This is a genomic window from Aquimarina latercula DSM 2041 (genome assembly GCF_000430645.1).
GTDB lineage: Bacteria > Bacteroidota > Bacteroidia > Flavobacteriales > Flavobacteriaceae > Aquimarina > Aquimarina latercula.
In genome coordinates, this window is sequence record NZ_AUMK01000004.1 from 669,143 (window position 1) to 684,544 (window position 15,402).

General features: G+C 31.4%; 16 protein-coding genes and 1 tRNA gene. 7 read left to right on the forward strand and 10 right to left on the reverse strand.

Annotation, left to right across the window (positions count from 1 at the left end; all coding sequences use genetic code 11):
* Positions 1–14 precede the first annotated feature (14 nt).
* Entirely contained in the window at positions 15–875 is an 861-nt protein-coding gene (locus H526_RS0107005) for a helix-turn-helix domain-containing protein (protein WP_027392345.1), read from the forward strand.
* Positions 876–889: 14 nt separating this feature from the next.
* Here H526_RS0107005 and H526_RS0107010 read toward each other — a convergent pair whose 3' ends face one another.
* Entirely contained in the window at positions 890–1,672 is a 783-nt protein-coding gene (locus tag H526_RS0107010; protein ID WP_035084640.1) for a S1/P1 nuclease, read from the reverse strand.
* Between the two features lie 155 nt (positions 1,673–1,827).
* Between H526_RS0107010 and H526_RS0107015 the strand changes: the two genes are divergently transcribed.
* The 6 genes from H526_RS0107015 (at position 1,828) to H526_RS0107040 (ending at position 8,056) form a co-directional block, all read left to right on the forward strand.
* Positions 1,828–2,763 carry an alpha/beta hydrolase gene (locus H526_RS0107015; protein ID WP_027392347.1) on the forward strand — a complete coding sequence of 312 codons (936 nt, stop codon included), beginning with the start codon at positions 1,828–1,830 and terminating at the stop codon, positions 2,761–2,763.
* A 36-nt stretch (positions 2,764–2,799) separates the two neighbouring features.
* Positions 2,800–3,606 carry a Cof-type HAD-IIB family hydrolase gene (locus tag H526_RS0107020; protein ID WP_027392348.1) on the forward strand — a complete coding sequence of 269 codons (807 nt, stop codon included), beginning with the start codon at positions 2,800–2,802 and terminating at the stop codon, positions 3,604–3,606.
* Between the two features lie 5 nt (positions 3,607–3,611).
* Positions 3,612–5,507: a M61 family metallopeptidase gene (locus H526_RS0107025; protein WP_051336027.1), complete on the forward strand. Its 1,896-nt coding sequence runs from the start codon at positions 3,612–3,614 to the stop codon at positions 5,505–5,507.
* A 79-nt stretch (positions 5,508–5,586) separates the two neighbouring features.
* Positions 5,587–6,891, forward strand: a complete 1,305-nt coding sequence (locus H526_RS0107030; RefSeq protein WP_027392350.1) for a DUF819 family protein — start codon at positions 5,587–5,589, stop codon at positions 6,889–6,891.
* Between the two features lie 60 nt (positions 6,892–6,951).
* Positions 6,952–7,686, forward strand: a complete 735-nt coding sequence (locus H526_RS0107035) for a DUF4369 domain-containing protein (RefSeq protein ID WP_027392351.1) — start codon at positions 6,952–6,954, stop codon at positions 7,684–7,686.
* Between the two features lie 124 nt (positions 7,687–7,810).
* Entirely contained in the window at positions 7,811–8,056 is a 246-nt protein-coding gene (locus H526_RS0107040) for a hypothetical protein (RefSeq protein WP_027392352.1), read from the forward strand.
* A 221-nt stretch (positions 8,057–8,277) separates the two neighbouring features.
* Here the strand turns inward: H526_RS0107040 and H526_RS0107045 are convergent.
* The 9 genes from H526_RS0107045 to H526_RS0107085 form a co-directional block, all read right to left on the reverse strand.
* A tRNA-Thr gene (locus tag H526_RS0107045) sits at positions 8,278–8,351 on the reverse strand.
* Positions 8,352–8,408: 57 nt separating this feature from the next.
* Positions 8,409–8,675, reverse strand: coding sequence for a hypothetical protein (locus tag H526_RS0107050; RefSeq protein ID WP_027392353.1), 267 nt, complete (start codon positions 8,673–8,675; stop codon positions 8,409–8,411).
* 59 nt (positions 8,676–8,734) lie between these two features.
* A complete protein-coding gene (locus H526_RS0107055) occupies positions 8,735–9,712 on the reverse strand; it encodes a type I phosphomannose isomerase catalytic subunit (protein WP_027392354.1) in 978 nt (325 codons plus the stop codon).
* A complete protein-coding gene (locus tag H526_RS0107060; RefSeq protein ID WP_027392355.1) occupies positions 9,705–10,166 on the reverse strand; it encodes a peroxiredoxin in 462 nt (153 codons plus the stop codon). The genes H526_RS0107055 and H526_RS0107060 overlap by 8 nt, the downstream gene beginning before the upstream one ends.
* An 8-nt stretch (positions 10,167–10,174) precedes the next feature.
* On the reverse strand, positions 10,175–10,585 hold the full coding sequence (locus H526_RS0107065; protein WP_027392356.1) for a 6-pyruvoyl trahydropterin synthase family protein: 411 nt from the start codon (positions 10,583–10,585) through the stop codon (positions 10,175–10,177).
* Complete coding sequence (gene idi, locus H526_RS0107070) at positions 10,582–11,100, reverse strand: isopentenyl-diphosphate Delta-isomerase (RefSeq protein ID WP_027392357.1); 519 nt, start codon at positions 11,098–11,100, stop codon at positions 10,582–10,584. Before idi ends, H526_RS0107065 begins: the two co-directional genes overlap by 4 nt.
* Before the next feature lie 170 nt (positions 11,101–11,270).
* Positions 11,271–13,229: an OmpA family protein gene (locus H526_RS0107075; RefSeq protein WP_027392358.1), complete on the reverse strand. Its 1,959-nt coding sequence runs from the start codon at positions 13,227–13,229 to the stop codon at positions 11,271–11,273.
* Positions 13,230–13,309: 80 nt separating this feature from the next.
* On the reverse strand, positions 13,310–14,269 hold the full coding sequence (locus H526_RS0107080) for a PorP/SprF family type IX secretion system membrane protein (RefSeq protein WP_027392359.1): 960 nt from the start codon (positions 14,267–14,269) through the stop codon (positions 13,310–13,312).
* A gap of 55 nt (positions 14,270–14,324) precedes the next feature.
* On the reverse strand, positions 14,325–15,402 hold a 1,078-nt coding region (locus tag H526_RS0107085), incomplete at its 5' end, for a DUF7507 domain-containing protein (RefSeq protein WP_027392360.1).

The window sequence follows — 15,402 nt, forward strand, 5'->3', positions numbered from 1 at the left end:
AAGAAAAATTGATTATGAATCGTTATACCTTACACGAGACCTTTGTTGTACATCAATATTCATTCGATAAATGGGAAGCGGAACCTCATAATCACAATTATTTTGAGATCATTTTTGTTGAAAAAGGAAGTGGTTATCACACAATTAATGGTATTCGATTTCGGTATAAAAAAAATGACATTTTTCTACTTGCTCCAGAAGACACGCATCATTTTGAAATAGAAAAACATTCTGGTTTTACACACTTTAAATTTACCGAACTTTTATTTTCTAGTAAAGTCAACTTACCCGATAGGAAATATTGGTTACAACGAATTGAACAACTACTACATCATCCTAATATTATCCCTGGAGATGTAATTTCACATGAAGAAGATAGAAGTATTATCTGGGATATCCATAATGTAGTTATGGAAGAATTTAAAAACGAAAAGATATATTATCAAGAGATTATTTCGAATGCAATCAGTACTATATTAAGTATTATAGTCCGTAATATTTCTGACAAATACAGTTCTCATAATAGAAATGTTTCAATAAGTGATTCGAGGATAGATCAGATACTAGGTCACATCAGACAGCATGTATACGATAATGACCTTACCAAGATTAGTTATATGGCTAATAAGTTCAATATGTCGCAGAGTTCGATTAGCACTTATTTTAAGAAAGCAACGGGAGAATCTATACATCAATATGTAACCAAATATAAAATGAAACTCGTAGAATATAGGTTACAGAATACCGAATTTACAATTGCAGAAATTGCCTATCAATTAGGATACACTGATGAGAGTCATCTTACTAAGACCTTCAAAAAGTATTTCTCTATGTCTCCTAAGCAGTATCGAAAGGATCTTACAGTTAGTAAATAAAATCTTGTTTTATTTTAACCAAAAATATCATTCAATACTTTAGCCAAACGTATTCCTCCCTTTTGTAATTGAGCTCTTACAATTGGAAAATTATTATACATATACTTGTACCCCAACTTCTCTCCTACATTTGCAGAGGCATATACTTTTTTCGCAAGGCTTTGCGACTCATAAATCCAATCTAATACTTCACCTTTTTTTATAGCTTCTATTTCTGATAATGATAATTCGTCTGTATTATTGGCTAATTCTGTATAGCTCATTCCATAATAATCAAGCATTTCACTATCCCAAACTCTATGTAAATTAGACCCATCTCTAAACCAACGTACCTGGATATCATTCCCTCCTTTATCCTCTCCTCTTCCTACATGTAAAGGCTGATGTAAATCACCAATAAAATGAACTAACATTTTAAGATAAAATTCTTTATCTTCTTCAGAAGAATCCTCACTTTTCAAAACCTCTACACATTTTTGAATTCCTTGAACTAAATCTCCATGTTTACTAGGAGTTTCTTCTCCGTATTTTTTATCAAAAGAAAAGTTTACATAATGCCAAGGACTATAGCCTCTATAACGATCATCACTTTTTATTTCATCAGCATAAATTGAAACAAAAGCTAACCCTTTTCCTTTTAATATGTTAGCAATATTTCTTTTTGCCTTTTCTGTAAGGTGGCTATCTGCTATCTCTCCTGTAACCCTATGACCTGTTTTACCCCAATCATCATTAAATGAGAATGCATTAAAGGAAATAGTAAACAGTAATAAAAAGGCAATGTATCGAGTAATCATTAGTATATATTTTGAAGCAAAGATAAAAAAGGGTATGTTAGTGAATCGTTAAATGTTATTTTTAACAAAGATATTTTACCTAAAGAATTTTAGATCAAAAATATGGTAGCATATTTATCGTTTCATAAAGACATATCTTATAAACCCCAATATATATGAAAATAAGATTTTCATTATTTCTGATTGCTTTTACAACATTTTGTTTGGCTCAAGAGAAAGAAGAAAAAGAATACAATTCTGCGACCGTTAGAGTTAACCGTCTTATCGAAGGTACATTAACAACTCCATACTCCGATGATAATGTTCCTCTCGTTATTTTTATTATGGATGCTGGAGCTATCAATAGAGAGGGTAATGACAGAATGTCTAAAAATGATGCTTTTAAATTATTAGCTATAGCACTAGCAAAGAAAGGCGTAGCATCGTATCGTTATGACAAAAGATTGTTTAAAATTGATGCTTATGGAATTAGAGAGCACGAAATTTTATTAGAACATTTTATTCAAGATGCGCAAGCAATAGTTAAATACTTCAAGGAAAATGGTAATTACACAAAGGTCATTTTGGCGGGTCATGGACAAGGTTCTTTAATCGGGATTGTAGCTGGCCAGGAAAACGTTGATGGTTTTATATCAATTGCTGGAAATGCACAATCGGTAGACCAAATTGTAATACAACAATTAGAAAAACAAGCACCTGGGTTGGATAAAAGTGCTGCGGTAGCTTTTACTGAATTAAAAGAAAAAGGAAGAGCTACAGATTACGATCCAGCTTTAGAATCTATATTTGGTTATCAATTACAGCCTTTTATGAAGTCTTGGATTAAGTATACTCCTTCTGAAGAGATACAGAACCTAGAAATACCAATTCTAATATTACAAGGTGATAAAGATCTACAAGTAGAAGTCTCTGAAGCAGAAAAATTGAAAGAGGCTGTTCCTAATGCGGAGTATGTGATCATAGAAAATATGAATCATATACTTAGAGAAATAAAAGGTAGTAGACTAGAAAACCATAAATCTTATAACGAATACTGGCTTAAAATTATGCCAGAAGTTACCACTAGTATTGTTAACTTCGTAAAAGACTAACCAATTAGAAGAATCATTAACCCTAAGCTAATTTAATTGAATTCACATCGTATTGTATTTTCTGATATTGACGGAACACTTCTTAACCCGGAAAGAGAACTTTCTGAATTTACTATTTCAGAAATAAAGCGAATAAAAGATACTATCCCTGTCATATTAATTTCTTCTCGTATGCCAAGTGCTATGACACATTTACAAGAAGAATTGGATATTACCCATCTTCCACTAATTTGTTATAATGGGGGGTTAGTTTTAGTAGACAAGAAACCTATTCATTCTACTTTTATACATCCGGATATAATACAGGAGTTGAACAACTTTAATAACAAGAACTCATTTCATATAAGCTTATATCATAATGATGATTGGTTTGTTCCTGAAATGGATTTTTGGGCAAATAGAGAATCACAAAATACTAAAGTAACTCCAGTTGTAAAATCAACAAAAAAAGTTATAGAAGAATGGAAAGTCGAAAATAAAGGAGCTCATAAGATCATGTGTATGGGGGATGAAAAATATATTGAAGAAGCATTTATTTTTTTAAAAACACATTTTAGCGAAACATTACACTTATATAGATCAAAGCCTACATATATTGAAATTGCTCATAAAAGTATTTCAAAATTAACTGCGATTGAATTACTGCTTACTAAGTATTATAAAATTTCTCTATCTGAAGCAGTAGCTTTTGGCGATAATTATAACGATATTGCTATGATAAAAGCTGTTGGTACCGGAGTAGCTGTTGCCAATGCGAAACCTGAAACATTAAAAATTGCTGATGTAATAACACTACCCGGAAAAGAAGATGGTGTTGCTACATATATAAAAAACAATATCTAATACTTGTGCTAAAAAAAATTACTCTGATTAGAATTCTAATATTTCACATTTTTATTATCTACTCTTTTACAGGTTGCAAACCAACAAAATCTGCAATAAAAGTAGATACTACACCAATTATTGCATCCTTAGATTTAGTAAATATAATAGATGATAAAGTAAAGGTAGAATTAAAAATCAATAGCATAAACTCAGATACAATCAGTTATTACCTGCCCAAAATTGTTCCCGGAACATACCAAAACAATAATTATGGAAAATACATCGAAGATTTTAAAGCTTTCGATAATGAGGGCAATGAATTGTCTGTAAAAAAACACGGAGATAATCGCTGGAAAATAAACAGTGCAAAACAATTAAGTTCCATAACTTATTTAGTGAACGATACTTTTGACACAGAAAATGACCATCAAATATTCTCTCCTACAGGAACAAATATTCTACAAAACAAAAATTTCGTTCTTAACCTATATGCTTTTGTAGGATATTTTGACAACAAAAAAGAAAATAAGTACAACCTTTTTATCAAACATCCTATAGATATGGAAGCTTCAACTTCTTTATCTGAATATCTACCAAAAGAGCCTCAAGCAGGAGCTTTATATGATACAGATGTTTTTATTTTTAAGAGATATGCTGATTTAGCTGATTCTCCCATAATGTATTCCTTTCCGGACAAAATAACTTTTAATATTAATGAAATTGAGGTTTTATTAAGTGTTTACTCTCCTACCAAACTTCATCGTGCTGCGCAATTAATGCCACAAATGGAACGCATGATCAGAGCGCAAAAGAATTTTTTAGGATATATCAATACGACAAAAAAATATAGTGTTATACTTTACCTTTCTTCTTCTAAAAGTGATGATGCTAAAGGTTTTGGAGCCTTAGAACATAATACTTCTACAGTTGTTGTACTTCCTGAATCGATACCATTACAAAAACTGAATGAATCGCTGACAGATGTTGTTTCGCACGAGTTTTTTCATATCATAACTCCATTAAGTATACACTCTGAAGAGATTCATGATTTTGACTACAATAATCCAAAAATGTCAAAGCATTTATGGTTGTATGAGGGTACAGTTGAATATTTTTCTTTATTATTTCAGATTAATCAAGCACTCATTGAAAAAGAAGAATTTTTTGAAAGAATTTTAGAAAAAATAAATAATTCTAAAAATTTTGATCAAAGCTTTTCTTTTGCGGAAATGAGTAAAAACATATTACAAGATCCATATTTAGAAAATTATGGCAACGTCTATGAAAAGGGTGCTCTAATTTCCATGTGTATCGATATAATAATGCGAGAAAAAAGTAAAGGAGTTTATGGTATTGTTGATCTTATAAAAGGGTTATCAGGAAGATTTGGAAATAAAAGTCCTTTTAAAGATGATGAATTAATAAAGGTGATAGAAGAACTTTCTTATCCAGAAGTAGCAGATTTTCTAAAATCTCATGTTATTAATAATACCCCTATCGATTATGGATATTACTTAAAAAAAGCTGGATTGATATACAATACTGTAGAAATTCCTTCTGAATATTTCATTCATGAACAAGAACCCTTTATAAAAGGTTCTGAAACTACTAAAAAGGTAGTTTTTACTGCTGGGGCAGAACGTAATAACTTTCTAAAAAAAGTAGGAATAAAAAGAGGAGATATTCTATTAAGCATAGATAGTAAAACATATACCATAAAAAACATTTATGATCTTTTTAGTGATTCTAATAAATGGAATATTGGTGATGATGTTGTTTTTACAATCGAACGAGATCAAAATATTTTAAAACTTACTTCTAAAGTAATTCCCCCTGCAGTAGAAAAAATAATTCTTAAACAGAATCCTAACGCTACTGAAAGACAGATAGAAATTTTAAAGAGCTGGATTAATGATTAACTCACATTAGGAAGTTAATTTAATTTTAATCCAAAAATTGTATTTTGCAACGCATCTCACAATATAATGAACTCACACTATGGAAAATGTTCCTTTTTTTGCCAATGACACCATTGTTTTTGGAATTCTAATGCTATGCTTAGGTCTTGTTTTTTACACTTCATCAATTAAAACAGGTTTTTGGCAAGGGTTTTATAAATTTGTTCCTGCACTATTACTTTGTTATTTACTCCCAGCTATATTTAACTCCTTAGGAATTATATCTCCTGAATGGAAAGAACTAGGTACTGACGGAGAGATTATCGAAAAATCATCCAATGTATATTATATAGCCAGTAGATACTTATTACCAGCTTCTCTAGTATTAATGACACTTAGTATAGATTTAAAAGCAATCTTTAATTTAGGACCAAAAGCCTTAATTATGTTCGCTACAGGAACTATAGGTATTATAATAGGAGGACCTATCGCTATTTTATTAATCTCTTTGATTTCTCCAGAAACTGTTGGAGGTGCTGGTTTTGATGCGGTCTGGAGAGGCTTATCTACACTTGCTGGTAGTTGGATTGGTGGAGGAGCTAATCAAGCCGCTATGTTAGAAATTTACGAATATAATCCTGATAAATATGGAGGTATGGTACTAGTAGATATCGTAGTAGCAAACCTTTGGATGGCTATTTTACTAATTGGTATTGGAAAAAGTAAAAAAATTGACAAATGGCTAAAAGCGGATAGTAGTGCCATTGAATCACTAAAAGAAAAGGTATCCTCTTATGCAGAAAGCGTTAATAGAAACCCTACGTTAACGGATTATATAATTATGTTATCTATCGCTTTTACAACCGTAGGCTTAGCACATTGGGGAGCAAATGGAATGTCTGGATTTTTATCGAACAATTTCGAAGTATTTAATGACAAAAGCTCTGCCCTATCATCCTTTACATCTCAATTCTTTTGGATGATTACTATAGCAACCGCTATTGGAATTCTATTATCATACACTAAAGCGAAAAAATATGAAGGAGCAGGAGCTAGTAAAATCGGTAGTATTTTTATTTACATTCTAGTTGCAACGATTGGAATGAAAATGGATTTGAAAATGATATTAGAAAATCCTGGATTAATTGGAATTGGGTTGGTTTGGATGACCATACATGCGCTTCTTTTAATTGGAGTTGCTAAATTAATAAAGGCACCCTACTTTTTCCTTGCTGTAGGTAGCCAAGCCAATGTAGGAGGAGCAGCATCAGCTCCAGTCGTGGCAGCAGCATTTCATCCATCACTAGCAACAGTTGGCGTACTCTTAGCTGTGTTTGGTTATGTGGTAGGAACCTATGGTGCAATTCTATGTACAATATTAATGCAAATTGCTTCTGGAAGTTAGTTTTTCAATCTAATTTATAGCATCTTTGTATTCGATTTTTTCAAAATTAAAAACCCATCAATGCGACAATTTTTTACCATATTATTGTTATCTACTCTCATCCTAAGTTGTAGTTCTCCTAAAAAAGAAGGAAATGTTTCTATAAACGGAACAGTAAAAGGACTTAAAAAAGGAACATTATATCTTCAAAAAATTAAAGATACTATCTTAATAAATTTAGATTCTTTAGTTATCGATGGAGATCCTCAGTTTACATTTCAAACTACTGTTCAAGAACCTGAAATTCATTATTTATTTTTAGATAAACATGATGGAACTCAATTTAATGATCGTATTGATTTTTTTGCAGAGCCTGGAGTAATTACGATCAACACTTCTCTGAATGGTTTTGAAAAAGAGGCAATTATTGCCGGTGGCAAAAATCAAACTAAATTGATTGAGTACAACAAAATGAATAAAAGATTCAAAGAAAGAAATCTAAGAATCATAAAAGAAGATTATGAGGCAAAGAAACAGAATGATGATGAAAAATTAGCTAAAAACGATATCGCTTACAAAAATCTACTTCGACAAAAATATTTGTACACTATCAATTTTGCCATCAATAATAGAAAACTAGAAGTAGCTCCATACATAACTCTTCACGAAGTTTTTGACGCCAATATTAAATATCTAGATACTGTAGCAAAATCATTATCTCCAAAAGTTAAAAAATCAATATATGGCAAACAACTAACTGATTACTTAAAAGAGAGAAAAACAAAAGAAGCTGAAAGAGTAGAAAAAGATCAGTAAATATATTTTCTAAAAACAATAACACCGGAATTTAACCATAAAATATTGACAGAAATACCGCAAGCTACTTAAAACAATTTTTATTAACTTAATTGACTCACAATTAACTCTTTAAACTACAATTATGTTAAAAAAAATTTTAAACTTAAAAGGGGCTCAACAATTAAATAGAAAAGAACAAAAAGGTATTTCTGGAGGAGGACGTCCTGGTTCTGGAGGCGGTGGATGCTGTAATCCTTCATTGTCTTGTTGTACAACTACTGACTTAGTTAATAATCCAGCATGCGGAGCGACTTACATTCCTGGATGTTACTTTCATCCCGCTAATCCAAATACACCAAGTTATCCTTACTATAACTGCTGTATCTAAAAAGTTATCTCACATTTTTTTTTAAACGTTAATAAAAAATAGTAAGTGATATCACTTAATACATTAATAGCCCTAAACTTCTAAAGAAGATTAGGGTTGTTTATTTAATAGAACGTATTAAGAAAGATATTTAACTCGAACTAAATTTCTATTCTAATTGGAAATTTATCCAATAAAAAAAAATCCCAACTCCTTCAGGAATTGGGACTTACACTACTAAGAGCCGATGGAGGGACTCGAACCCACGACCTGCTGATTACAAATCAGCTGCTCTAGCCAGCTGAGCTACATCGGCAAAGCGGTTGCAAATATAATTTCTGAAATCATATTTGCAAATACTTTTTTAAAAAAATTATAATGAATTTACTTTTTCAGCTAAAGACTTCGCTGTTTTTTCTAAATCTTCTTTGATAGATTTAAAGTGCTTTGCCGCATTTTCTACATTACGATCACTAACTCTTGCCATAAAAGCATCAAAAGAATTGATTGCCTCATCTATAATAACTTCTCCTGCCTTTTTATCTTTATCTGGATTATTCTCTTCCCAGATGTATACTTCTTCTATGATATCCCCTAATACGTAGTTAATATCTTTCTTAAGATTTCTTTTATTTGCCATTTTCTAAAATATTTTATGCAAAATTAGTCTTTTAAACCATTTATCAAACGGTTTTACTTTTAAATATAGACTTGTAGTAGTTTTGCCCCTTCAGAAATCAAATTAATTTCTTTTATCGAAGCGGGAACTAAAATTGTCTCTCCAACAACAATAGTAACTTTTTGAGGCCCATTTATTAACTGAGCTTTACCTTTTACACACATATATATTACAAAAGAATCTAGTTTAGTATGTGACATAGAAATTTCTTTATCCACTTCTACAAGGTTCGTAATAAAGTGTGGGCATTGAACTAAATCAGTTATTTGATTTTTTTTTGAAGTATACTCAACTTTATAATCAGAATTATTACTAAAATCAATTGCCTCTAAAGCATCTTGTTGATGTAATTCTCTGTAGTTACCATCAGAATCTTTACGATCCCAATCATAAACTCGATAAGTAATATCAGATGTTTGCTGTATTTCTGCTAACAGCACTCCTTTTCCTATTGCGTGTATCAACCCTGAATACACAAAAAAGGTGTCTCCTTCGGTAACCGACTCATAATGTAAAATATCCTTGATGGTCTTATCGGCAACATGTTTTTGATATAATTTAGAATTTACTTTTTGATTAAAGCCTATTATAATGTTTGCTTCTTTATCAGCTTGCGTAATATACCACATCTCAGTTTTACCTAAAGAATTATGCTTCGCTTTAGCGATTTCGTCACCAGGATGTAACTGTACGGAAAGATCCTGTTTAGCATCTATAAATTTTATTAGTAAAGGAAATTTTGCTCCAAATCTATCAAAGTTCTTTTGTCCTATCAATTCTTCTTGATAATTAGCCAAAAGTTCTTTTAGTGTTTTTCCTTCAAATTCACCATTAATAACAACCGAACAATCTCCTTCTACATCACTTATTTCCCAACTTTCTCCAACAAAAGAGCTCTCAGACTTCTTTCCTAAAAGATTATTTAATTTGGAGCCTCCCCATATTTTTTCCTTTAAAATGGGCTGAAACTTAAGCATGTAAAGTGAATCGTTACTCATTCATTATTTTTTTGACAGTTTTAATAGCTTCTTTTAAATGTTTCGAAGCGTTAATGCTATTAAATTTTAACCTAACCACTCCTTCTTTATCTATAACATATGTTTCTCTTCCTGGTAATACTCCAAACAAACCTGACTTAACACCAAAAAGCTTTCTTAAACTACCGTCAGTATCTGATAAAAAAATAAAAGGCAAACTATATTTAGTCTTAAATCTTTCGTGAGATTTGACATTATCTGCACTTATCCCTATTACTTCTACTCCTTCTTTCTTAAAATCTTCGTAACTATCTCTAAAATCACAAGCTTCTTTTATACAACCAGGAGTGAAGTTTTTGGGATAAAAATAAATTACCAATGGAATTTTACCAATATAATCAACGCTATGAAAATCGTCCCCATCATCTTTGATTGCTGAAAATTGGGGAATTTTGCTTCCTAATTCTAAGGCCATAAATGATTTTATTTACCGTCGTATATTACATAATTTCGTGGAGTTTCGAATAATGTAACCTCGATATCATACCTTAAATCTAGCTTTTTACGAAGTCTATTCCAAATTACAAAGGCGATATTTTCCGCAGTTGGATTTAATTTTTCAAATTCTTTTACCTCTTCATTAAGGTTTTTATGATCCATATAATCTTCAACTTCAGACTTAATATAATCTTTTAAAATTTTCAAATCTATTAAGAAACCTGTTTCTGGATCTACATCTCCTATAACCGCTACTACTAATTCATAGTTATGCCCATGATATCTAGGATTGCTGCATTTTCCGAAAACTTGAGTGTTCTTTTCATCACTCCAATCTTTCCTATACAATCTATGTGCGGCATTAAAATGCGCTTTTCTACAAGCCTTTATTCTCATATTACTATATGTTCATAAAATTTATCAAAAATGATCTTAAACCAAGCCGTATAGCTATTAGGATTCTCAATAATATCCTTTTTAACATCTTCTATATGCATCCATTTCCAATCCGAGACTTCATCTGGATTAATAATAGGATCCTCTTCATACTGACCAACTAACACATGATCCAACTCATGTTCTGTAAGTCCATTATCAAAAGGTGCTTTATATATAAATGATATTGTTTCTTTAAGAGGTGTAGTAAATCCCATTTCTTCCTCTAATCTTCTTGTTCCAGCCTGAATATTACTTTCTCCTTCTCGTTGATGACTGCAACAAGTATTTGTCCATAAACCTGGCGAATGGTACTTGTGATGAGCTCTTTGCTGCAACATTAGTTCTTTTTTTTCATTAAGAATAAATACTGAAAATGCTCTATGTAATATAGCTTTCTCGTGTGCTTCAAGTTTAGGCATCAACCCAATTTGCTCATCATTTTCGTTAACTAAAATGACTTTTTCTTCTTTCATTGCTTTGTATTGGCTCAAAGCTACGAAATCGTAATAGCAATTCATAATCTATGCATTTTTTGACATAAATTAAAGAATTGTTTACCTGTATAATAAAAAAACACCTTACTCTCGTAAAGGTGTTTTTTTAATTTAATTAAGTTTTATTAGTAATCTATGTAAGTATACTATTATTTAACGATTATAAATTCACTTCGTCTATTTAGCTGATATTCTGATTTTTTACAATTAGATTCATTTCCACAATCATTAACAGGTTGTGTTTCTCCATATCCTTTACTGGTTAATCTATTCGCTGCAATTCCTTTAGATACCATATATTTTACGGTAGATTTTGCTCTTTCGTCAGATAACCAAAGGTTGTAATCATCATTTCCATGACTATCGGTATGAGATCTTACATCGATTTTCATATCTGGATATTGATTCATTACTTCGATAACTTTTGCTAATTCTATAGCAGCATCAGGACGAATATAATATTGATCAAAATCAAAGTAAATAGGGTTTAACGATAATACTTTAGCAAGATCATCTCCAACATCAGCAGTTTTGATCTTTTTCTCTAACAATAATGGCACATCTAAAGTTTCTGTTTTTCCTGGAGTACTCACTAGCTTTTCTAATGTTAAATACTCTTCTTTTTCTGCACGTACGAAGTAGTTAGAGCTACATTTAACTATATGACTATATGATGCATCATCTCCGACAATAAAACTCTCTAATAAATTATTACTACTATCATAGATTGAAACCTTCGCTCCGGAAAGTAATTCTTGAGTATCTTTATCCTTAACAACACCTGTAATAGTAATCTCACAGAAACTTTTAAGATCTTCTAACTGCAGAAAACTATAAATATCATCTTTCCCTCTTCCTCCTTCTCTATTCGAAGAAAAATATCCTCTTTTAGACTCATCATCTACAATAAAAGCAAAATCGTCATCAGGACTGTTCACAGGTTTACCTATGTTAACAATTAACTTTTCTTCATCTGTTTGAGGATTTAATCGAGTTACATAAACATCTAAACCACCAAGTCCAATGTGACCATCCGAAGCAAAGTATAAATCATTGTTAATGCTAACGAAGGGAAAAGTTTCTTTTCCTTCTGTATTAATTCTATTTCCTAAGTTTTTAGGTTCTCCAAAACTCCCATCAGAATTAATCGCTATTTCGTAAATGTCTGATTGACCTTCTCCTCCAGGCATATCTGAAGAAAAATACAATGTTTTCTCGTCTAGACTTAATGTTGGATGTGCTGTGGAGTATTGATCACTATTAAACGGTAAATTTTGTGGAGTCGTCCAACTACCTTGAGTATTCTTATAAGAACGATAAATTTTTAATCGATTCGTTCCTTTCTTATCACTACCGTATTTTCTACCATCATAATTATTTCTAGTAAAATAAACAGTATTACCATCTTTAGAAAAAATAGGTGTAGACTCGTGAAATTTACTATTTATCTTACTATCAAACTTTTCAATTTCAGAAAGTTCTCCATTAGTGGGGTTATATTCTGCTCTATAAAGGTCCAAAAATGGTTCTTCATTCCATTGATGAAGCGTTTTCTTAAATAAAAGAGTATCTCTCGAGGAACTAAAAACTATAAATCTTCCGAAAAAAGCCGAACCAAAATCAGTATATGAAGAATTAATAGAAGAATTCTCAATTTCGAACCTTCCTGATTGGAAATCTATTCTTTTAAGATAGTTAGGTTCTTCTTCAAACAATTGCGCTCTTTGATCATCTGAACTCGCTTCTACAAACTTATTCATAAATACATCTGCATCATCATATCTTCCAACAGATTTTAACGTTTGAGCATATCTGAAATAATATTCAGGTTCTACTTCGCTTGGATAGGAATTTACCAATTCTTCATACCACTTAGAAGCTTCTTCGAATTGACTATTAAAGTAGTAGCTATTCCCTAGATTCTTATAAAGATCTGCACTTTTATATCCTTTCTTAACTACTTTAAGGTATGTCTCTTGCGCATTAATATATTCATATTTATCATATTGACTTTGAGCGGTCTTCAATTTTCTTTCTTGAGAAAATGTAGCACCTACAAAGAAAAACACAACAAAAACAAACACTAACTTGTGTAATAATCCCTTCATTTTATTTTGGCTATATATTGTATACTATAAAAATAACTAATCTAAACTCTATGATTAATCAGAAAAACTATTAATTCTAATTAAAAGAAACGAGGAGTTAGCATTCTGTTATATTTTCTAAATAATTCAAAACGTAACATAACTTCATAACTTCCATCATTAAACTGTGTTCTACCTAATTCTGTAGACTCCTTATCATATGCAAACCCGATCATTAAAGAATCTGATACCTGGAACCCAGCCATCGCACTAAATGCTGCACTCCATCTATATCCTACTCCAAGAGTAAGTTTATCATACAACAAGAAGTTAGCCGATAAATCTACTTGCAGAGGAGCTCCAAAAACTAACTTACTTAGAATAGCTGGTTTAAATTTTACGGTATCACTTAGATCAAAAACATGACCCGCTATTAAATAATAATTAATTCGTTCTTCTGCTATAAATGAGGAGTTCCCGTTACTATCTATCGCTGCACTTTCATCAAAATGATCTGTCTCTAATAAATTAGGGGCACTTAATCCTAAATAAAACTTATCTGTATGATAATAAATACCGGCACCCACATTAGGACTGAATTTGTTATCTATATTTCCATTATTAAAAAGAGGATCTCCAGTATCGAACTGTGACAATCGATCAAAATCCACATTTAATAAATGTCCCCCTGCTTTTATTCCAAAACTTAATTTCCCGGTATCCGAAGTAGGAATCGTATAAGAAAAATCAATATCAAAATATGTTTCATCAGTTGGTCCAATCTCGTCATTTACAATTGACAAACCTAATCCAACTCGATTATTATCTCCTATAGGTGTATTTAGAGTTAATGTTTGAGTACGTGGAGCTCCATCAAGTCCTACCCATTGACTACGATGTAAACCCATTATACTCATAACTCCTCGACTACCCGCATAAGCAGGATTTACACTAATTGTATTATACATATACTGAGTATACTGAGCGTCTTGTTGGGCAACAGCATAATTGGAAATTAAGCTACACGCAATCAGCATAAATATTGTTAATAGTCTATTCATAAGTATTATAATTTGATTTAGGGAATAACAAATATATACTATTCCAAATATAAATTTATCTGTTAATATATAAGTAACCTGCTTTATACGTATTTACTCCTCTAGCATTTATGTATTCTAAAACATAATAATAGGTACCTACAGGTAATTTATTATTCTGCGAAATAGTAACTCTTCCATTACTTATTCCTGCAAACAATTCTACACCTGGTTGTTCATAACCATCTTCTTCAAACACCTGAACTCCCCATCTGTTATAAATTCGTAATGTATTATCTGGGAAGTTTCTTAACCCTACAATCCTGAAATCATCATTGATTCCATCTCCATTAGGAGTTATACCAGTATAGATTATGATTGGATCATCAGGATCTGTAAATACTCCTTCGATAATTGTTACCGTTTCATCTTCTGCATCTCCATCATTATCAAGATCTACATCTGTTGTATCTGTAGGATCATCAGAAAGATCAATAACATCATCTCCATTTGGATCCTGACCAGTCACTGTAGCTTGATTTATAACTTCTCCTAATAGAATATCCTCTGCCGTTAATACATAAGTAGCAGTGAATGTGGTCATATCTATCTCACCAACTGCTAGATCTATTGGACCTCCAGTAACAACAATACCTGGTAATGGATCTGTAAGAATAATATTAGTAACATCAACATTACCTGTGTTCTCTACCGTAAAGGTATACTGAATCTCATCGCCTACATTTGGCAAATCATCACCATTAACATCAACATAGAAACCTGTCTTAGTTAAAGCTAAATTAGGTAGCTGTTCAATATCCGTAATCGTCTCATCATTTGTAGGGTCATTATCTCCATTATCATCAACAGTCTCATCTCCATTATCAGATATATCGATAACATCATTATCATCAAGATCATCTCCAATTACAGTTGCACTATTGATCACTTCTCCATTGTTAATATCAGCTTGTGAAATTGCATAAGTAGCAGTTGCCGTTCCTGTTTCTCCTGGAGCTAAAATAGATGGTGTCACTGGTAGATTAATACTTCCTGTTAGCATATCATCTATGAAGATATTATCAATTGTTACATTTCCTGTATTAGTAACTGTAAAAGTGTATGTAATAACATCTCCTACATTAGAACCACTA